The sequence below is a fragment of the Paenibacillus sp. FSL H8-0079 genome, from assembly GCF_037991315.1.
Taxonomy (GTDB): Bacteria; Bacillota; Bacilli; order Paenibacillales; family Paenibacillaceae; genus Paenibacillus.
This window is the reverse complement of record NZ_CP150300.1, coordinates 4,983,416-5,003,511: the sequence shown is the minus strand read 5'-3', so window position 1 is coordinate 5,003,511 and position 20,096 is coordinate 4,983,416. Positions and strand designations below refer to the sequence as shown.

Here is a 20,096-nt window from a genome sequence, read left to right as displayed (position 1 = left end):
TGATAGAGATAACTGTATTGGAGTGATGAGATGAACATGGGAAGAAAGCTGATGACAACCGTTCTAACCATCATTTGTTTTACTTTGGCTGCAAGTCTCATATCGATGAATGAATCCTACAGTTTTGATTTTTACATTGTTATTTATCTGGTGTACGCCACTCCCCTGATCCTATTGATCGGGCTGCCTTTATCGATATTGCTGGACTATCTGCTCAGCCGAATTCAATTCGTCACTCATGTGTTTTATCTAAGTACGAGGATACTGAGCTATGCATGTGCTGGAATTTTAGGTATGTATATTTATTATGTGGTCATGGGCGCAGGAGAAGCAATCTTGGATTTCAAAGAGACGTTAGTTCTGACCTTATTTGGCGTTCTTGCTGCTATTCTATTTGTATTGATTGATATGGGATTGGAAGTTTTGTTAAAAAAGCAAAGAAAAAAGAGTTGAATTAAATTGATTTGTCAGGAGGAAAGCAAGATGAAAAATCATTGTGCACTTCTAATTATTGACGTACAGGTAGCAATGTTTGATGAAGCAGATCCTGTATATCAGGGGGAACAGTTGCTTCAGAAGATCCAGATGCTAATGGACAAGGCCCGTGAAGCAGGGCATTCCATCATATATATCCAGCACAGCGAAGGGGCAGGCAGTCCACTGGAACGAGGAACTCCGGGGTGGGCCATTCATCCGTCCATCACACCGATTGCTGGTGACCTCGTTATTGAAAAAGAGACACCGGATTCGTTTCACGAAACCAATCTGCATCTGAAATTGCAAGAAGATGGCGTGACGGAGTTGATTCTTACAGGTATGCAGACCGAGTTATGTGTAGACACGACTTGCCGCAGAGCGTACAGCCTGGGATACACAGTCAATCTGGTTCAAGATGCGCACAGCACATGGAACTCAAAGACGCTTCAAGCGGATCAGATTATAGAACATCACAATACGGTACTGAGGCTATTCGCCAATGTGGTGGATACGGAGAATGCGCTGTAATGCTAGGAAAACGTAGGCGATTCTTGCTTTTCGTAGGTGCGGCAATCATATCACAGGAAGCATTAGTGCAGGAATTGCTTTGAAATTAAAGCATAGCGCTAAAGTTACGATTCAATACAATCGGAAACAGATTATTGTAACTAGAAAAAGCAGATTTAATAGAAGTTCGAGATATATAGTTGATCAAAAGGACTTAAGAGACTTTATGGATCAAAAGTTGGAAGGGACGTATTTTGGTGAAGATACCGTTAGTGTTGAATAAGGGGGAGATGTATTGACGATTAACAAAAGAATAATGAATCTATCAGCCTGGCTTGTGGTATTAGCCATCATCTGTATTCCTGGAACTTTACATACTGAAGATGGACCGCTCCGAACAGAGTATGGTTTCCCGCTCCGATTCTTTACGGATTATCATTATGCTAATTCTGAGGGAACAATCTGGTTTATATCTGGCATCCATTTAAACGTACTTCTATATTTGTTCAATGTCCTGTTTATTTATGCAGGTATTCATGTAATCTTATATATAAAAAAGAGATTAACTAAATAAATTGAACTGAAAATTTACACGAAACGGAGAGGACAGAAAAAAACTGAAGAAGCGAAGTGTTCGCCTAAAAGCTTTCTGAAAGAAAGCTGCATCGGAAGCATAGGCTTATCCCCGGAGTTTCCCATTATAAAATGAATCAAAAAAATCTGGGGATAACAGCGATCGGAAGGTTGTTCTGTCATCGTAGTGGCCAGTGTAAACATTCGGATGATACTTTTGCCAATACAGAATTGATCAAATCTCTCTGGAAAACATAGTCGATAAAGGGGAATATACCAATGGAAACCTTCTTTCGTTATAACTGGATGGTACGTGAGCAATGGTATGCGTGGTGTGAAGATGTGCCGCTTGAAGAGTTGCTTCGGCCTCGTACGGGCGGAGTAGGCAACATATTACAAACGTTGTTTCATATCATTGATGTAGAGTGGAGCTGGCTTCAGTTGCTTCAGGGCAAACCGGATGATGCGGAAGATTTTGCAAACTACTCGAACCTTGAGGCGGTAAGGCGATTCGATCGCAAGTTACGTCCTGATGTGGAGGCATTTGTTACAGCATGGGATTCGCGTATGGAAAAAAGAGCTTATATCGATCATCGCTCAGCTGGCAAGGCCAGTACAGATTCATGGGGAGAAGTTATGCGACATGTGATCGCCCATGAGATTCACCATATGGGACAGCTCTCGGTATGGGCCAGAGAATTGGGCAAACAGCCAGTATCCGCCAATGTCATTGGCAAAGGCCTGATTATATCTGACTAACAGGGAGAGAGCGGCGTGACATGAATGAACGGAGGAGAACTAATGATTCATTGCAGGAGAGCTACGATTCAGGATGGCGAAGTGATGAACCAATTATCCCATCAACTGGGTTATGTCAGCACAACTGAAGAAATCAAGGAGAGACTAACTCGTCTTTCTTCCTTACCAGACCATTATGTATGTGTGGCTGAGATTGATTCGAGGGTCGTAGGCTGGGGCCATGTACAGGGGAAGACATTCCATTGAGAGTCCATCTTTTGCCGAGATTGGTGGACTAGTTGTGGATGGGAATCATCAAGGGATGGGGATTGGTAAGACAATCATGAGCGAATGCGAGGAATGGGCTCGGGTTAACGGATTTGATAACATTCGGGTACGTTGTAACGGAAAAAGGGAATCTGCACATCGGTTTTATATTGCTATCGGATATGAAGAGAAGAAATGGCAGAAGGTATTTGATAAACGACTATAAATCTAATCTTGTGTATCATGGAAGGAGGAGAACGATGACGATTCAACTTAGCCAGATAGATTGGATACAACTGGATGAACGTGTCCAACAGGTGATTGAACAGGAGCATCAGATCATTCCCTTGTCACCTGGACTGGAAGCGACTGTGATGAGAATCGAAATGGGTGATCAGCGGTACGTATTGAAGGTCTGGGACAAGGATTCAAAACCGGATATCGCCAAACAATATCGATTATTGTCTAAGCTTCATCAAAGTGGAATTCGTGTTTCTAAGCCCTACGGTTGGGGATTAGACGACCAACAGAATCAAGTGCTGTTAACAAGATATGATGGTGAACCGGTTACCCAATTGACACAAACCAAACTGACATATTTGGCTGAACGGTTAATGGAGGTCCATCGTTATCCGGTGAATGAAGTGGGTACTAGAGAAGAAGATGAAGAATACATATTCAGGTACGATTTTGTTCAATACTTTTTTCCTCAAATTGAGTTACATGACGATATAAATGATCTTCTGGCAAACTTGATCCAGCAGGTCCAGATCAGACAGGACTGTTTGATTCATGGCGATTATAATCTGGGAAACATTCTTGAGATGCATGACCATTACACCATCATCGATTGGACTAATGGGCAGTATGGTGATCCAAGGTACGATATGGCATGGTCTGTGTTTCTGATCACCATCTATAATGGGGAAAGTTACGGTGAGATTTATTACGCTCAATTTGCACGTTCTGCAAGTTATGCGTACACGCTGGAAGAGGAACAGATTTTTGGAGCAATAGCTTGTCTGCGCTGGATTCTGTTAAGGCGTGTTGGGGATGTACCCATGGGGCCAGATGTAATGGAAAGGGTTCACAGCATGGCTGTCCACAATCCATATTTGAATGAAAATCTGCTGAAATCGTAATACGGGGATACACAATGACGACAGTATACGATTAAGTAATAGAAAGACCACATGTTTCAAATAAAATAAACAGCCAGTCCTAAACTAGCGATCCTCGCATACCTATGATAATAGAGGAGCGTGATCGATATGGAGCAGAAAGTGCAAACTTACTTTGAACTGAAGCAGCAGCAAAAAGATATTGAGCAGCAGTTGTCTGTACTACGAGATGAAATTGTGGCGTATTGTGCAGAACAAGGGGTCTATGAGACGCAGGTTGGTGGTTACACCGTAAAAACAGTGCTTCAGAACCGGAAGGAATACGATGATCAGAAGCTGTATGCTTCTCTTCCAGACCCGGACATCTGGCGATTGTTGTCCAAGGTAGACAGCCATAAGCTGAAAAGCCTCATCAAGCTGAACATTCTGTCCGAGGAGCAGATTAACCCGGCATGCACAGTGAAACAGGTGACCTTGTTACAGGTAGACAAGCTGTAACGATTCATACCCTCTTTTTACATGAGTTGTATTTAAATGAACATCACGATCACAAAACACCTTGCGAGAAATGTTCTGTTGCCATAAGCATTGGAACGAACGTGGAGGTGTTTTTGGTTTGTAAACAGGTTAAGGATCAAAAATAGTTAAATATGAGGGGAAAGAAGTATAATTTGTTCATGGTAAGCGCATTCAACAAGCGATATGATGGATAAAAACCGGCAGGGAGGAATTGTATATGTCAACGGAAATTCCATCACTACATGCTGCTTACGCCAACACGTTCAAAATAGGTGCTGCTGTACATACCAGAATGTTTCAGTCCGAAGGGGATTTCATCGCCAAACACTTCAATAGTATCACGGCTGAAAATCAGATGAAATTCGAAGAGATTCACCCGGAAGAGGATCGGTATACATTTGAGGCAGCGGATCAAATTGTTGATTTTGCTGTTGCCCAAGGGATTGGGGTTCGCGGACATACTTTGGTCTGGCATAATCAAACATCGAAATGGGTCTTTGAGGATACCTCAGGTGCTCCCGCTTCCAGAGAGCTGTTATTATCTCGATTGAAGCAACATATTGATACGGTAGTAGGTCGGTATAAGGGGCAAATATATGCGTGGGATGTCGTCAATGAAGCTATTGAAGATAAGACTGACCTGTTCATGAGGGACACGAAGTGGTTAGAGCTGGTGGGGGAAGATTATTTGCTGCAAGCGTTCAGTATGGCTCATGAAGCTGATCCAAATGCACTTCTTTTCTATAATGACTACAATGAGACGGATCCGGTCAAACGGGAGAAGATCTACAATCTGGTTCGGTCTTTGCTGGACAAAGGAGCGCCTGTACACGGGATTGGGTTGCAGGGGCATTGGAATATTCATGGTCCTTCGATTGAGGATATCCGAATGGCTATTGAGCGTTATGCTTCACTGGATGTGCAGTTGCATGTTACGGAACTGGATATGTCCGTGTTTCGTTATGAGGATCGTCGAACGGATCTCACCGCGCCCACTTCGGAGATGGCTGAGCTACAGGAGCGTCGATATGAAGAAATCTTCAATTTGTTCCGTGAATACAAAGCATCCCTTACCTCTGTGACATTCTGGGGAGTAGCTGACAATTATACTTGGCTGGACCATTTCCCGGTTCGTGGGCGCAAAAATTGGCCCTTTGTTTTTGATCAGCAGTTGCAGCCAAAGGAATCATTTTGGCGCATATTTAACCCTATGTCCTGAACATTAGGTAAGGAAAGAGCATCGGTCACAATGTGGCCGATTTTTTGCTGTTATTGTACTCATATTAATTTCTACAGTACGGCTATCTTGTGCCTGGTTGAAACACATTGTAGGTAAGATGGATCGCACCCGCAATTACCTGTTGATATTTGCAGGAAACTTGGTCGCTGCCTATTATATCTTTGAAGAGGGTACTTTTGCCAAACCGCTGATGTTTGCTACATTCATGCTGTTACTGATCATGACAATTGATTACATGAAAAGTAGAAACAAATATACATTGGAATAGGGTATGTCCATGGTTTATAGCGATTCTGGAGCACAGGGTCGTTTTTTTATTGTATATAGAACAGCTTCCATTTACATCATGACCATTGTTCATTACACTGGATTAGTAGTAACTCGTTAACTCAATTCAGATTTTCAGGAGGATATCATTATGCATCAATCCGCACATATTCAGGAAGCAAGAGATTACATATTAAACCGAATCAAGACCAAGCCTGCTGTAGGCATGATTCTGGGTTCGGGACTGGGAGCGCTCGCGGATGAGATTGAAAATGCGACCGTTATTCCGTATACAGATATTCCACATTTCGCCCAATCGGAGGCCATTGGCCATGCTAATGAACTGGTTATTGGTGAACTGATGGGCAAGACGGTTGTAGCCATGAAGGGACGCCTTCACTATTATGAAGGTTTCACACTGGATGAAGTGACTTTCCCGGTTCGTATGATGAAGGCACTGGGTGTTGAACAATTACTAATCACCAATGCCTGCGGAGCGATCAACACAAGCTTTGAGCCGGGCCAACTGATGCTCATTACAGATCATATTAACCTGGTTGGTAATAACCCGTTAATGGGACCGAATAACGCCGAACTGGGTGTGCGTTTTCCAGACGTATCACAGGTATACAATCGCGAACTGCGCAGCATTGCCCTGAAGGTTGCAGAAGAGCAGAATGTTGGCCTGCAGCAAGGTGTCTATGCATGGTGGAGTGGTCCGGCATATGAGACACCAGCCGAGATTCGCATGATTCGTACGATGGGTGCGGATGCAGTGGGTATGTCCACGGTACCTGAAGCCATTGTTGCCATCCATGGCGGTATGAAGGTACTGGGCATCTCCTGTTTGACCAACATGGCCTGTGGTATTCTCGATCAGCCGTTAAGTCATGACGAAGTCATTGAAGTGGCTGCGCAAGTGAAAACAACCTTTATCGGACTTGTGAAAGGTATCTTGAAAGAGATCTAATCACGAGATTATTGCAAGGGGCACTGTCTATGCGGAGTTCATCCGTTCGGCAGTGCTTTTTGTTTTGGCAAAATGATGGACTTAACAAGATAAGATAGTTATGCGCTCCCTTGTATTTCCTATCTCTGATATCGTACAGTTGAGAGACATGATCGTATGAGTGCATAAATGTATAAACGTATGAATGATGGGAAAAAAGTGAGGTGTTATGGATGCAAAAGATTAGAAGAACGAGAGAAATTGAGGGCACGACTACCCCTGGCATTATACATAACGGCGGACAGCATTTTCTCATTTCGGTACAGATCTATGAAGACGGGATGGTCAATTGCTGGGAGCTGGTGGATCTGAAGGGATTGAAGCAGAAGATTGAGGATCAGTGGCTAGGCCCTGATGTACCAAACGGCGAGAATCTTTCCATTCATGGACTGGGTGCCTACCGAGTGGAGCAGGCGAACTGGACATATAACAATAACAGCTATTATGGAAATATTCAGCATAAGATCAGGGTGCTCAATCCGGAATTTCATAATATATATGAAATCACACCACGTCAGCAGCAACTGATGGATGCAAGAAGAGTGTCACACTCGCCCAAAGCGACTGATTTTGCAGTCGTACAAGAATTGTTTTATCAAACGATTACAGGAGACGGATTCTCCATTTTCATGAAATACGAAGGGCGGAATTATCTGGTTAACATGGTTGTATATGAGGATGGCAGGGTAGCCATCTATAATTTGCCGAGTCTCGTAGAGGCCTCAATGGATGAACTTGTAATTTGGTTCAGGGAAGGAATCTTGTTCACAACCATAGAGCAGCCAACCGTGATCTCGATACTTGATTTGGGGGAAGTTACGTTCTCGGAAGAAATCTACGCGGAAAAGGCCGAAGATAAGTATTTGGAGCTACTGGATCTGCACAGGAAACTTAAGGGAGAACGATCTACTTCAGAGGAATGCCGACATGCCTATCATATGTATCTGGAGGACCCGAGTGAGTTCAATCGAGCGAGACTGAAGGAAACTTACGAAAGCGTGCCTGAACACCAACGTATGTATCTGGGTGACATGGACACCAAAGATGCGGATTATCAACGAATCCTATATGCTCCTGAGGAGAAACGAGAAGTATAGAATTTCCATGCAATCGAGTCGAAACCTGAAATAACCGTATGCTTCACGAGCTGTTACTCGTGAGACATACGGTTGTTTTATTTTACGGAACTAAATGAACCATCTGAGAATGATCATCCATGATTGCTGGCGTGGACTCCCTGATGATGGGTTTGGTCACAATATGCGAGACCTGATACGGTTGTGTCGGGTTTTTAATTCGAGATAATAGCATCTCTGCAGCCTTAATGCCCATTTCGTTGCTGTAAATATGAACCGTCGTTAGCGGAGGTTCAATAATTCGGGATTGGGGTGCGTTATCGAATCCGCATATGGCTACATCCTGTGGAACAGCGACATTTCTGGCTTTTAAAGCCCGCATCAGATCGACCGCAATAAAATCATTGGCACATACGTAAGCGGAAGGTATAGATGCCAGCTCTGCCACTCGTTGGTTCAACCATCCTGGCTTGGAAAAACACAGGCGATCATTATCTAGGATGCAATGGGAGAGGTCGATCTGCAAGCCCGCTTCCAGCATAGCACGGTGATATCCAGTCCATCGTTCATTAAAACTCTTGCAGTGATTGTAATCTCCGACGAATCCGATACTTGTGTAGCCGCTCCCAATTAATTTTTTGGTTATCTGATAGATGCTATGTTCATTCTCCATAAGGAGCAAATCTGCTTGGAATTCGGGATAACATATGTTGGAAGCGCAATCGATAAAGATCGTGGGGATGCCCAGATCGGTAATCAGCTGTGTGTATTCCAGATCAAATAATTCAATGCAAATGATTCCGTCTACCTTGGCAATATCAAAATTGTTGGGAAGTGTAAGCGCATCTTGATCGTCTTCACGCACGATGTGAATCGAGAGATTGTATCCCTCCGCACTAATTCTTTTCTCCAATCCGCTGATTAACAACGAACCAAAGTGAGATGTATTAGGCAGGTTTTCAGTTAACAGGGCGATATTGCCTGGGGTTTTGGTTAGAACATGCTCATTTTCCATATAGGCAAACTGTTTATATTTAAGTTCAATTGCTTTTTTAATTACACGATTTCGGGTCTCATCCGGGATATTTCCACTATCGTTCAATGCTTTGGAAGCCGTATTCCTGGAGATCCCCAAAGCATCAGCGATGTCTTGTATCGTGACTTTTTCCTTTGCCATCTAATGCTTCACCTCTAATCATCAATAGTTATCCATATTCTTCTCTAAGTCAAATGTATAATAGAACGGGACAAATAGCAATCTCTGTTTTACAAATGAACAATTACATTTACATTTAGATAGTCGAATTCTATTTTCATAATTGTTCCAGAAGTTTTGTTAATTAGTGTAACAATGATATCTATTACAGTAATGATATAGAATATCTATACGAGTATTAACGATTCAGTGCTGTATATATGCAAATTTAATCCTCTTTAGTTACGTTAATGCAAAGATAAAATGATCAAATGCACAAAATTTTTTTTACAAAATGTATTGACTAAATCTGTTGAAACCTGATAAATTGTAAATTATTAAATAGGCAATTGTAAATATTGAAAGCCCTTACTGAAAACAATTGTCAACTTCAAGAATGAAACGGGGGTAGCATGTTGGATAACATAGCAGACAGCAAAAAGGGCAGAGGAAGGGTACTAAAAGTGAGGACGACCAGCGGTCATAAGTTGCAGCAACTCAAAAAAAATTACTTTTTATATATGTTGCTTGCACCAGCCTTAATCTTGACTCTGATCTTCAAGTACATCCCAATGTACGGAGCCATCATTGCGTTTAAGGATTTCAGTCCGATCAAAGGCATCATGGGCAGTGATTGGGTAGGACTGAAGCATTTCGAGAAATTTATAGCTTCACCCAATTTCGATATCATTTTAATGAATACGCTTAAACTCAGCTTTTGGGGATTGATATTCAGTTTCCCGGTGCCCATTTTGCTGGCACTCATGCTGAATCAGGTACGCAAAGCTGGCGTGAAGAAAAATATTCAATTGTTCCTGTACGCACCCAATTTCATATCCGTTGTTGTCGTTGTGGGAATGCTGTTTATCTTTCTCTCACCGACAGGGCCAATTAATCAATTAGCCACTTGGATTACAGGTCAGCCAATTATGTTCATGTCTGAACCTGAATATTTCCGCTGGATCTACATTTTGTCTGATATCTGGACCGGAGCGGGCTGGGCTTCCATCATATACGTCGCGGCGTTGGCCAATGTTGATCCAGAGCTTCACAATGCGGCCAATCTGGATGGAGCCAACCTCCTTCAACGTATTCGGCACATCGACCTTCCAACCATTCGACCGATTATGGCTATCGTCTTTATCTTGGCAGCTGGTGGCATTATGTCCATTGGATTTGAGAAGGCCTATCTGATGCAGACGTCCATGAACCTGCCTTCCTCTGAGATCATTGCCACGTATGTCTACAAGGTGGGACTGCAATCGGGAGATTACGCTTATTCAGCGGCTGTGGGATTGTTCAACTCGGTTATCAATGTGATTCTGCTGGTGACGGTGAATCTGATCGTGAAGAAATTGAATGAAGGCGAAGGCCTCTACTAGGAAAGGAGTAGTATCCATGGTTGTTAAACATACGGGAATGGATCGATTGATTCTCACACTCAATGCCATCTTTCTCACCTGTGCTGTACTGGTTGTCGTTGTTCCCTTGATTTACATTGTTATCGCTTCATTCATGGACCCCACAGTGCTATTGAACCGTGGACTATCCTTCAATGTATCCGACTGGAGTCTAGATGGTTATCAGATGATATTATCCAATCCAGCCATGATCCGAGGGTTTGCGAATGCGGTATTGTACTCGGTTTCCTTTGCACTGATTACTGTGACCGTTTCCATATTTGCAGGCTATGCATTGTCAGATGATAGGCTTGCGGGGCGCGGATTTTTCATGATTATCTTTATCATTACGATGTTCTTCGGCGGGGGATTAATCCCTACGTATCTACTCATACGTAATCTCGGCATGCTCGATACGGTGTGGGCGATCATCATTCCTGGAGCCGTCAACGTCTGGAACATTATTCTTTCCAGAACCTTTTTCAAAGGAGTCCCTCGGGAACTGAAAGAAGCCGCGAATGTGGATGGCGCCTCCGAGATGAAGATTTTCTTCCAGATTGTCATTCCGTTGTCGAAGCCCATTATTTTTGTACTCGCCCTGTATGCGTTCGTTGGGCAATGGAATTCCTATTTTGATGCAATGATCTATCTGGATAATCCGAAACTACATCCGTTACAGCTCGTTCTGCGTTCGATTTTGATTCAGAATCAGGCTGCTCCGGGCATGATCAGTGATCAGCTTGCCATGGCAGAACTGAAACGGCTCTCCGAGATGATTAAATACTCAGCGATTGTCATTTCGAGTCTGCCACTCATCATTATGTACCCGTTCTTCCAGAAGTATTTCGAAAAAGGTGTCATGGTTGGTTCCCTCAAATAGTGAACAGCCTGCAATACAGTAAGTTCGTTCCAATCCAACTCATGGAGGTCATGATTATGAAAAAAGTGAAGAAGTCCAGAAAAGCCGTTACAACGGCGTCCATTTCCATGTTATCTGCGATGCTCTTTCTAACCGCCTGCGGCGGGGGTGGAGGCGGCGCAGCAAGTGAGGCGCAATCACCAGATGGCAAAGTGACATTGAATTTTATAACACAGAGCTCTCCGCTGGCTCCCGCTGATCCGAACGACAAGCTCATTAACAAGCGACTCGAAGAGAAAACCAATGTGCATATCAACTGGAAGAACTATACGAGTGATGTGTTTGCGGAAAAAAGAAATCTGGCGGTAGCCAGCGGTGATTTGCCGGATGCCATTTTTGATTCAGGTTATGGGGATTATGATCTCCTGAAACTGGCGAAGGATGGGGCGATCATTCCACTCGAAGACATGATTGAACAGTACATGCCCAATCTGCAAAAGGTGCTGGAGGAGGCTCCCGAATACAAGAGTATGATCACGGCTCCAGACGGACATATCTATTCCTTCCCGTGGATTGAAGAACTCGGCAGTGGCAAACAACGCATTCAGTCGGTGGATAACTTGCCCTGGATTAATGTGGAATGGCTGAACAAGCTCGGACTGGAGATGCCGAAGACAACCGAGGAATTAAAAGAAGTGCTGATCGCGTTCAAAACCCAAGACCCGAACGGTAATGGCAAGGCCGACGAAATTCCGCTTTCTTTCATTAACAAACCGGGCGGAGAAGATCTGACATTTCTCTTTGCGGCATTTGGACTCGGGGAGAACTGGGATCATACCGTGGTAACGGATGAAGGAAAAGTGGTCTTTACAGCAGCCGATACGGGTTACAAGGAAGCGGTTAAATACATTCATGAACTGGTTCAGGAAGGTCTCGTGGATGTGGAATCGTATCAACAGGATTGGAACACGTATCTTGCGAAAGGCAAGGATAACAAGTACGGCATGTACTTCACTTGGGATAAGGCCAACATTACAGGCATGAATGATACGTATGATGTTCTTCCTCCGGTTGCTGGACCTAGCGGAGAGGTCAATGTCACAAGAACGAATGGCATCGGTCTTGATCGTGGTCGCATGGTCATTACCAGCAGCAATAAAAACCTGGAATCCACAGCGAAGTGGGTTGACCAATTGTACGATCCACTCCAATCTGTACAGAACAACTGGGGTACCTATGGAGATGAGAGTCAGCAAAATATTTTTGAATTCGATGAAGCCAAAGGGATGCTGAAGCATCTTCCACTGGAAGGCTCTGCACCTGTGGAACTTAGACAAAAGACCAGTATCGCGGGACCGCTGGCCATTCTCGACAGTTACTATGATAAATACACAACCAAACCGGAAGATGCAGCTTGGCGCATGGAACTTCTTGATAAGGTTATGGTTCCGCATATGAAAGCGAAGAACGTGTATCCAAGTGTGTTCTTCTCTATTGATGAACTGGATCGATTGTCCACGATTGAGACGGATCTATTCGCCTACGTGCTGCGTCTGCGTACGGAATGGTATCAGAACGGGAAAGTCGATCAGGAATGGGATGCTTATCTGAAAGAGCTGGATCGTCTTGGGTTGCAAGAATGGCTTCAGATTAAACAAGCGGGATATGACCGTAATACTAAATAAGATAAATGAGGGAGAGAACATCATGTCAACCATACTTAATCAGGATCACAGAGGCGTCTATCATTTTACACCAAAAGAAAATTGGATCAACGATCCAAATGGCATGGTATTTTTCAAAGGTGAGTATCACTTGTTCTATCAGCATCACCCACATGGAACCACATGGGGGCCTATGCATTGGGGCCATGCAGTGAGCAGGGACCTGATCTCCTGGGAGGAGCTTCCGATAGCTTTACTCCCCGATGAGAATGGCACTATATTCTCCGGAAGCGCCATAGTGGATTGGAATAATACGACCGGATTCTTTGAGGATGAGCCAGGATTGGTTGCTATTTTCACCCACCATCTTGAAGTTAAAGACCAGGATGCCATACAAACCCAGAGTCTCGCGTATAGCAAAGACAACGGCAGAACTTGGACTAAATACGAGGGTAATCCGGTATTAAAGCATGATTCCTTTGTCGATTTCCGTGATCCGAAAGTGTTCTGGCATGAGCAGACCAAGGAATGGGTTATGGTTATCGCTTGTGGTCAAACGGTATGTCTGTATCATTCTCCCAATCTGAAGGATTGGACGCTAGGTAGTGAATTCGGCGCCGGGATTGGTTCACACGATGGCGTGTGGGAATGCCCCGACCTGTTCCCACTTGCAGTGGATGGAGATTCAGGGCAGGAGAAATGGGTGATGCTCGTTAGCATCGGTGCAGATCCTGCTTTTATTGAAGGCTCCAGAACACAATATTTTACCGGAGATTTTGATGGAACTACATTTGTCCCAGACGAGGCATCCCATACGGTTCGCTGGATTGATTATGGTCGGGATAACTATGCGGGCGTTAGTTGGTCTGACGTTCCTGAGGAAGATGGAAGACGCCTCATTATCGGCTGGATGAGCAACTGGATGTATGCCAACCAGACGCCAACCAATAATTACCGTGGAGCAATGACCATTGCACGAGAGTTAACACTGGAGACAAGAGCCGGAGAAGTTGTACTGATTCAACGTCCTGCGCGTGAACTTGAGCAAGGCCGTACGCCGATATTGTCCCTACAGGATGCATCGATTCAGCAAGTGAGCGAGCAGTTGAACGCTTTGCAACTAGTGAACTATGAGATCCATGCAGAGTGGACTCCGAATCAGTCGTTCCATTTTGCACTAAGAAGCGGTGCAGATCAGGAAACGGTCGTTGGCGTAGACGCCAACCGAGGAGAAGTGTATATCGATCGTAGTAGATCGGGCATCATCGATTTTCATGAACATTTCCTGGGCCGCCATACAGCTGAGTTAAAAGAGGTGAATGGAAATCAAAGTTTGCGTATCTTTGTAGATCATTCATCTGTGGAGGTATTTGCAAATGATGGTCAGGCCGTTATTACGGATCTGATCTATCCGGATGTGGATTCCATAGGCATCTCTGTTCATGCTGAAAATAGCGATCTTTCATTCTCTTCACTTCATATCTATGAGATATCGCCGACCAAAGCTACAGGTCAATTGTAATGAAGGGAAGGAGTGCAGAACGATGCGTATTGGAGCCATAGAAGCAGGCGGAACGAAGTTTGTATGTGGTGTAGGGAATGAGCATGGACAGATTGAAGATCGGATCAGCTTTTCAACAGAACATCCGGAGACAACGCTTGCCAAGGTGATCGACTATTTCAGGGATAAAGATGTGGAAGCGATGGGTATCGGCTCCTTTGGTCCGATTGATCTGCAACCGGATAGTCCCACCTATGGCTATATTACAACCACACCTAAGCCTGGGTGGGGAAACTGTGATGTGGTTGGAACTTTGAAGCATGAATTTCCGGTTCCTATTGGATGGGATACGGATGTGAATGCTGCCGCGCTCGGTGAAGTGACGTGGGGAGCGGCGCAAGGACTGGAGAACTGTGTATATTACACGATTGGCACAGGCGTTGGTGTTGGACTCGTGGCAGGGGGCCAAAGAGTACACGGCTTGTTACATCCCGAGGGTGGACATATTCGCACAAGACGCCATCCAGACGACCACTTTGCCGGGTTATGTCCGTATCATGGCGATTGCCTGGAGGGGATGGCTGCAGGACCAGCTGTTGAAGCACGTTGGCAAATCCCTGGCAGTGAACTGCCGGCAGATCATCCTGCGTGGGAGATCGAATCCTTTTACATTGCGGAGTCAATTACAACTACTATCTTGCTTCATTCGCCACAGAAGATCATCTTGGGCGGTGGTGTGATGCAGCAAGATCATCTGTTTCCTATGATCCGGAAGCAGGTAGTGCGGAATCTCAATGGTTATGTGAATGCAGCTCCGATCACGCAACATATCGACCAGTACATTGTGAAGCCCGGATTGGGCCAGCATGCAGGCTTGTGTGGTGCGCTAGCATTGGGTCTGGAAGCATTGCAGCATGCTGCACAAGCTTCACATGCTTCGTAGTTGTCTGAAATAATCTAAATCCCAGAAGGGACGGTTGCGGTTCGCTTATTTAGTTAAGCTTGACTGTACTGTCCTTTTTGGGATTTTTTATTTCTTTGAGGAGTTAATTATGTTTGAAAAATATAGTGCGTTCTAAAATCCGATGTTGCTCAAGTGAGCTGCCAAAGGTATGATTTTTAGTGTCTATCCCTACCGTGCGATAAGGAATTCAAAATTTAACGTGTCTCCAATGGAAAGGAATTCAACGAATGAACCCAATAACAATGCGTCAAGCTGTACAGGCAGACCAAGAGCAACTGGCTGATTTGCGAGCGTTGGTACTATACGATGATTTAACCAGGCTGGGAAGGTACGATGATGTGAAAGTGCGTGAACGTTTCCGCAATACATTCGATCCTGCTCACACACGTATTATTGAAGTGGAGGGTTCAATGGTAGGTTGTGTAGCGTTGAAGCCCAAGTCTGAGGCATATCTATTGGAACATTTCTACATACATCCCGATTATCAGGGCCAGAGAATAGGAACTCAGGTACTGAACATGCTGCTGGAACAGGATGAAGTTCAGGGGAAACAGGTTATTTTAAATGTTTTGCAGGGAAGTCCCGCTCGGCGATTGTATGAACGATTTGGATTTGTGTTGGATAGTGAAGACGAGGTCGATGTGTTTATGTCGGTCCAAGTGCCGGAATAGTATGATTACCATACGTAGTAGACCCATTCATTTAATTCTTGAATGGGTCTATTGAACTTTTCTATTATACTTTCCGTTGGTCGTACCCTAATATGGATAATAACCTACTTTTTATATAGGAATTATATAGTATGGAGAATGCCAAGATGCCACAATGGAAACGAAATCTGTATATTCTGTGGTTCGGTCTGTTTTTCAATCATATGGCGTACTCGCTGTCCGTTCCGTTCTTTCCTATATTCCTGCAAAATGATCTCGGTATCCAGAGTGGCCTGGAAGCTTGGTCCGGGATTTCGATCTCGATTAGCTTTCTGATCAGTGGATTATGTGCACCCTTCTGGGGATCACTGGCTGATAAATATGGCAGTAAACTGATGTTGGTCCGTTCAGGAGTTGGGCTAGGCATTGCACATCTGGCTAACTTCTTTGTTTACGATCCGTATACGTTTATCGCGGTGAGGGTCTTTCAGGGACTCATGGCTGGTTTTCATCCCGCCTCAATTACACTGATTGGCACCAATACACCGGAGAAACATGTGGGTTATGCACTTGGCGTGATCTCCACGGCCAGCGCTGCGGGTGGGATTCTTGGCCCTCTTGCCGGTGGTGTGCTGAGTCACTGGATCGGACTGCGGGGATGTTTCATTGCATCGGCTGTGATTACATTACTCGCGGCTCTGATGGTCCTCGGTGTTAAGGAGTCACGACAAGCTCGTACGATCGTTCCAACGAAGATCATAGGGGATTTGAAAAGAGCGGCTTCCACGCCCGGCTTGTTGCGAATCTACGGTTTGATTCTGCTAGTCTCGACCTCCGTACTTATCATCGAGCCGGTGCTGACGCTCTATGTGGTCCAGATTGGCGGAGATATCGGCAGTGCAACACTTAGTGCAGGTATTGTCTTCTCGGCGATTGGTGTGGCAACCGTCATTATGGGGCCGCGCTGGGGCAAGATTGGTGGGAGGATCGGGTACGAGAAAACATTGTTTATCGGTCTTCTCGGCGGCGGAATTGGTAGTCTGCTGCAAATGACAGCAAATAATCTGATTTATTTTGGTAGCCTGCGATTTGTCTATGGTCTGTTCTTTGCCGCGGTCTATCCGGCGCTTAATGCGCTCATCATCAAATATGCTGATCACGACTTTCGGGGGAGGGCTGTCAGTCTGAGTCAGACGGCGAGTCAGTTCGGTATCGTGCTTGGGCCGTTAATCGGTGGTTTTCTCGGTGGATGGATCGGCATTCCCTTTATTTTTCTATTTACAGGGATTGTATTGCTTGGAGCGGCTTGGGCAGTCAGGGTTAGTGATGTGAAACAGGCGGGTAAACCTGGATTAGGCATGGCAGCAGCAGAAGCTGGCGGAAACAGCATAAAGAAATGATGGAACGACTCTCAGAGATAAAAGGATACTCGAATTGAATGGTCATTATCACAACATAGGGAGGAATATATATGTCGCAACGACAATTGAAATTGGGAGCTAATCTGAACGGAGTGGGGAACAGCATTTCCTTTTGGCGTCACCCGGATATTCCCATTAACGCGAGCGTTAGTCTGGAATTCTACAAGAAGCAGGTACGTATCGCGGAAAAAGGGAAATTCGATCTGCTCTTTATTGCAGATGGTCTCTTTATCAACGAGAAGTCCAATCCTCATTTTCTCAATCGTTTCGAACCTCTGACGCTTCTATCCGCACTCGCTGGGGCAACTTCCCACATTGGGTTGGTTGCTACATTGTCTACTTCCTATAGTGAACCCTTCACGGTTGCGCGGCAGTTTGCCTCACTGGATCAATTAAGCGATGGGAGAGCCGGATGGAATGTGGTCACTTCACCTCTGGAAGGATCGGCACTGAACTTTGGCAAAGGCGAACATCCCAACCATGCGCTGCGCTACGAAATTGCGGAAGAACATCTGAATGTGGTCAAAGGCCTGTGGGATTCCTGGGAGGACGATGCCTTTGTCGGAGACAAGGAGCAGGGCGTATTCTTCGATCCTGCCAAGCTACATACGCTGAATCACAAGGGAACGCACTTCTCGGTACAGGGTCCACTTAATGTGGGGCGTTCGAAGCAGGGTCATCCGGTGATTTTCCAGGCGGGCTCATCCGAATCTGGGAAAGATCTGGCTGCCCGATCGGCGGATGCCGTATACACAGGACATGAGACGCTGGAGGAAGCAAGGGAGTTCTACCGGGATGTGAAGACAAGAGCGGTGGCGTATGGACGTCAGGCAGCGGATATCCTGATCTTCCCTGGCATCGGTCCCATTGTGGGTAGAACAGCGGAAGAGGCTGAGCAGAAATATCAGGAAATTGCCGAACTGGTGAGTATTGATCACGCACTGAATTATCTGGGACGTTACTTCGACCATTACGACTTCTCCCAGTTCCCGCTGGACGAACCTTTCCCCGAGATTGGGGAGATCGGCAGCAACAGCTTCCGTAGTACAACAGACAAGATCAAGCAGCAGGCACGAGAACAGGGGCTGACCCTGCGCCAAGTGGCATTGCTGGCATCTACCCCACGCACATCGTTCATTGGTACACCGGATCAGATCGCAGATCAGATTCAGGAATGGTTTGAAGGCGAAGCGGCAGACGGATTCAATGTTCGTACCGTGGTGCCCAATGGCTTGGAAGATTTCGTGGAGCTAGTTGTTCCAGTTCTGCAAGAACGAGGGCTGTTCCGTACGGAGTATGAACATGAGACGCTAAGGGAGAATCTGGGTCTTGAGATTCCGCGTAATCAATATACGTTAGAGCGTGTGAGATAGAGAAGTTAGAGTGGTAATGACGTTAAATTAACGTTGTTGCCACTCTTTTTTTATGGTTTCTTTTTCGGAGAGTACTGTTATTATAAAATGATAAAGAATACGATAAACAATCTGCAATTCCAGACGAGTCACAGGAGGAGATTGGGATGATTAGAGGGTTAACAAATGCGGGATTGGGAAACATCGAGTCAGATGCACAATATATCACAGATGCGGCCAAGCACGGATTCGGATCTGTAGATTTGAATCCGCTCTCATTGATTCAAACGTATGGCAAGGAACAGGCACAACATCTGCTAGAGAGTAATCAGGTGATCATCGGTTCATCGGGTCTGACGGTGGAGTGGCGGACGACAGATGAACAATTTCGTGAGGGATTGCAATCGTTGGTCGCTATGGCAGAAGCTTCTGCTTCGCTGGACTGTTACAGCTGCTGCACGTATATTTTACCCTCAACGGATCAACAGGCAGCGCAATTTATGGCAGCGGCTACGAAACGCTTGAGACTCTGCGCAGATATCTTGGACGCTTACGGAATTAAGCTAGGGCTGGAGTTTGTTGGCTGCCATCACTTGCGGACGCAATGGAAGAATCCGTTTATCTGGCGTGTGGAGGATACCCTGGACTGGATAGAAACGATCCATGCGCCCAATGTTGGCCTGCTCGTAGATTCCTATCACTGGCATACGAATGGTCTACCGATGGAGGATCTGTTGAAGCTGAAGAAAGAGCAGATTGTTCATGTTCATATCAATGATGCCTATGACCTGCCGGTGGAAGAATTATTGGATTATGAGCGTTTGTATCCCGGCGAAGGGGTTATTGATCTGGGTGGATTTCTGAGAAATCTGCAGGCGATTGGCTACAATGGTGTGGTGGCTCAGGAAGTACTGGCCCCGGCATCTAATCTTGGTACGAATGAACTATTTTCCAAGTCGAAGGCTGGGTTTGATCAGGTGTTTGCCACAGTATAATGTGTGAGAAAACATATAATGACCGCAAAGGCCCATACATTGTGTATGGGTCATTTTGTTGTGTTTAATCATATGAATGTGTTGATATGAAAACATTGACAATTCGTTAACAAATCCAAGATTTCCCGTTTACAATTCGCTCCTATAATTACAAACGTGATAGGTCATTTTTACTATGAACGTGGAAGCTAAGGGGGATGAGGCGGACAAGCTCTCATATTGATGATACATGCAAAATACCAGACAACAGGGCACGGCATACAAGGCAAATTATATGGAGAAAAGAAGGGTGACCAAAGCC

The 20,096-nt window shown here is 45.1% G+C and carries 20 protein-coding genes; 19 read left to right on the top strand and 1 reads right to left on the bottom strand.

Annotated features, from left to right (window positions below; all coding sequences use genetic code 11):
* Window positions 1–30: 30 nt before the first annotated feature.
* The 10 genes from MHI06_RS22400 to MHI06_RS22355 all read left to right on the top strand — a co-directional run bounded on the left by MHI06_RS22400 (window position 31) and on the right by MHI06_RS22355 (window position 7,815).
* Entirely contained in the window at window positions 31–453 is a 423-nt protein-coding gene (locus MHI06_RS22400) for a hypothetical protein (RefSeq protein ID WP_340399160.1), read from the top strand.
* 30 nt (window positions 454–483) lie between these two features.
* Window positions 484–1,005: a cysteine hydrolase family protein gene (locus MHI06_RS22395; RefSeq protein ID WP_340399159.1), complete on the top strand. Its 522-nt coding sequence runs from the start codon at window positions 484–486 to the stop codon at window positions 1,003–1,005.
* 831 nt (window positions 1,006–1,836) lie between these two features.
* Window positions 1,837–2,316: a DinB family protein gene (locus MHI06_RS22390; RefSeq protein WP_340399158.1), complete on the top strand. Its 480-nt coding sequence runs from the start codon at window positions 1,837–1,839 to the stop codon at window positions 2,314–2,316.
* 42 nt (window positions 2,317–2,358) lie between these two features.
* On the top strand, window positions 2,359–2,562 hold the full coding sequence (locus tag MHI06_RS22385) for a hypothetical protein (RefSeq protein ID WP_340399157.1): 204 nt from the start codon (window positions 2,359–2,361) through the stop codon (window positions 2,560–2,562).
* On the top strand, window positions 2,537–2,788 hold the full coding sequence (locus MHI06_RS22380) for a GNAT family N-acetyltransferase (protein WP_340399156.1): 252 nt from the start codon (window positions 2,537–2,539) through the stop codon (window positions 2,786–2,788). Before MHI06_RS22385 ends, MHI06_RS22380 begins: the two co-directional genes overlap by 26 nt.
* A gap of 34 nt (window positions 2,789–2,822) precedes the next feature.
* A complete protein-coding gene (locus MHI06_RS22375) occupies window positions 2,823–3,704 on the top strand; it encodes an aminoglycoside phosphotransferase family protein (protein WP_340399155.1) in 882 nt (293 codons plus the stop codon).
* 129 nt (window positions 3,705–3,833) lie between these two features.
* Window positions 3,834–4,181, top strand: coding sequence for a hypothetical protein (locus tag MHI06_RS22370; protein WP_081746078.1), 348 nt, complete (start codon window positions 3,834–3,836; stop codon window positions 4,179–4,181).
* A gap of 238 nt (window positions 4,182–4,419) precedes the next feature.
* Window positions 4,420–5,421: an endo-1,4-beta-xylanase gene (locus MHI06_RS22365; protein WP_340399154.1), complete on the top strand. Its 1,002-nt coding sequence runs from the start codon at window positions 4,420–4,422 to the stop codon at window positions 5,419–5,421.
* A gap of 439 nt (window positions 5,422–5,860) precedes the next feature.
* Window positions 5,861–6,679 carry a purine-nucleoside phosphorylase gene (locus tag MHI06_RS22360; protein ID WP_169481916.1) on the top strand — a complete coding sequence of 273 codons (819 nt, stop codon included), beginning with the start codon at window positions 5,861–5,863 and terminating at the stop codon, window positions 6,677–6,679.
* A 212-nt stretch (window positions 6,680–6,891) separates the two neighbouring features.
* A complete protein-coding gene (locus MHI06_RS22355) occupies window positions 6,892–7,815 on the top strand; it encodes a hypothetical protein (RefSeq protein ID WP_340399153.1) in 924 nt (307 codons plus the stop codon).
* Between the two features lie 82 nt (window positions 7,816–7,897).
* On the opposite strand, the gene MHI06_RS22350 is transcribed toward MHI06_RS22355, so the two are convergent.
* The gene (locus MHI06_RS22350) at window positions 7,898–8,971 is read right to left on the bottom strand and encodes a LacI family DNA-binding transcriptional regulator (RefSeq protein WP_340399152.1); all 1,074 of its coding nucleotides are present in this window, start codon (window positions 8,969–8,971) and stop codon (window positions 7,898–7,900) included.
* A gap of 539 nt (window positions 8,972–9,510) precedes the next feature.
* Between MHI06_RS22350 and MHI06_RS22345 the strand changes: the two genes are divergently transcribed.
* The 9 genes from MHI06_RS22345 to MHI06_RS22305 all read left to right on the top strand — a co-directional run bounded on the left by MHI06_RS22345 (window position 9,511) and on the right by MHI06_RS22305 (window position 19,795).
* Window positions 9,511–10,371 (top strand): ABC transporter permease subunit, encoded by an 861-nt coding sequence (locus tag MHI06_RS22345; protein WP_248278224.1) that lies wholly within the window; start codon window positions 9,511–9,513, stop codon window positions 10,369–10,371.
* A gap of 16 nt (window positions 10,372–10,387) precedes the next feature.
* Entirely contained in the window at window positions 10,388–11,269 is an 882-nt protein-coding gene (locus MHI06_RS22340) for a carbohydrate ABC transporter permease (RefSeq protein ID WP_091027870.1), read from the top strand.
* A 50-nt stretch (window positions 11,270–11,319) separates the two neighbouring features.
* On the top strand, window positions 11,320–12,933 hold the full coding sequence (locus tag MHI06_RS22335; protein WP_340399151.1) for an ABC transporter substrate-binding protein: 1,614 nt from the start codon (window positions 11,320–11,322) through the stop codon (window positions 12,931–12,933).
* Between the two features lie 22 nt (window positions 12,934–12,955).
* Window positions 12,956–14,434 carry a glycoside hydrolase family 32 protein gene (locus tag MHI06_RS22330; RefSeq protein WP_340399150.1) on the top strand — a complete coding sequence of 493 codons (1,479 nt, stop codon included), beginning with the start codon at window positions 12,956–12,958 and terminating at the stop codon, window positions 14,432–14,434.
* A gap of 22 nt (window positions 14,435–14,456) precedes the next feature.
* On the top strand, window positions 14,457–15,356 hold the full coding sequence (locus tag MHI06_RS22325) for an ROK family protein (RefSeq protein ID WP_340399148.1): 900 nt from the start codon (window positions 14,457–14,459) through the stop codon (window positions 15,354–15,356).
* 248 nt (window positions 15,357–15,604) lie between these two features.
* Window positions 15,605–16,048: a GNAT family N-acetyltransferase gene (locus MHI06_RS22320; protein WP_340399147.1), complete on the top strand. Its 444-nt coding sequence runs from the start codon at window positions 15,605–15,607 to the stop codon at window positions 16,046–16,048.
* A 146-nt stretch (window positions 16,049–16,194) separates the two neighbouring features.
* Window positions 16,195–17,427 carry an MFS transporter gene (locus tag MHI06_RS22315; protein WP_169481924.1) on the top strand — a complete coding sequence of 411 codons (1,233 nt, stop codon included), beginning with the start codon at window positions 16,195–16,197 and terminating at the stop codon, window positions 17,425–17,427.
* A 71-nt stretch (window positions 17,428–17,498) separates the two neighbouring features.
* Window positions 17,499–18,821, top strand: coding sequence for an LLM class flavin-dependent oxidoreductase (locus MHI06_RS22310; protein ID WP_340399146.1), 1,323 nt, complete (start codon window positions 17,499–17,501; stop codon window positions 18,819–18,821).
* A gap of 146 nt (window positions 18,822–18,967) precedes the next feature.
* Window positions 18,968–19,795 carry a sugar phosphate isomerase/epimerase gene (locus MHI06_RS22305; protein ID WP_169481926.1) on the top strand — a complete coding sequence of 276 codons (828 nt, stop codon included), beginning with the start codon at window positions 18,968–18,970 and terminating at the stop codon, window positions 19,793–19,795.
* The last annotated feature ends 301 nt before the right edge of the window (window positions 19,796–20,096 follow it).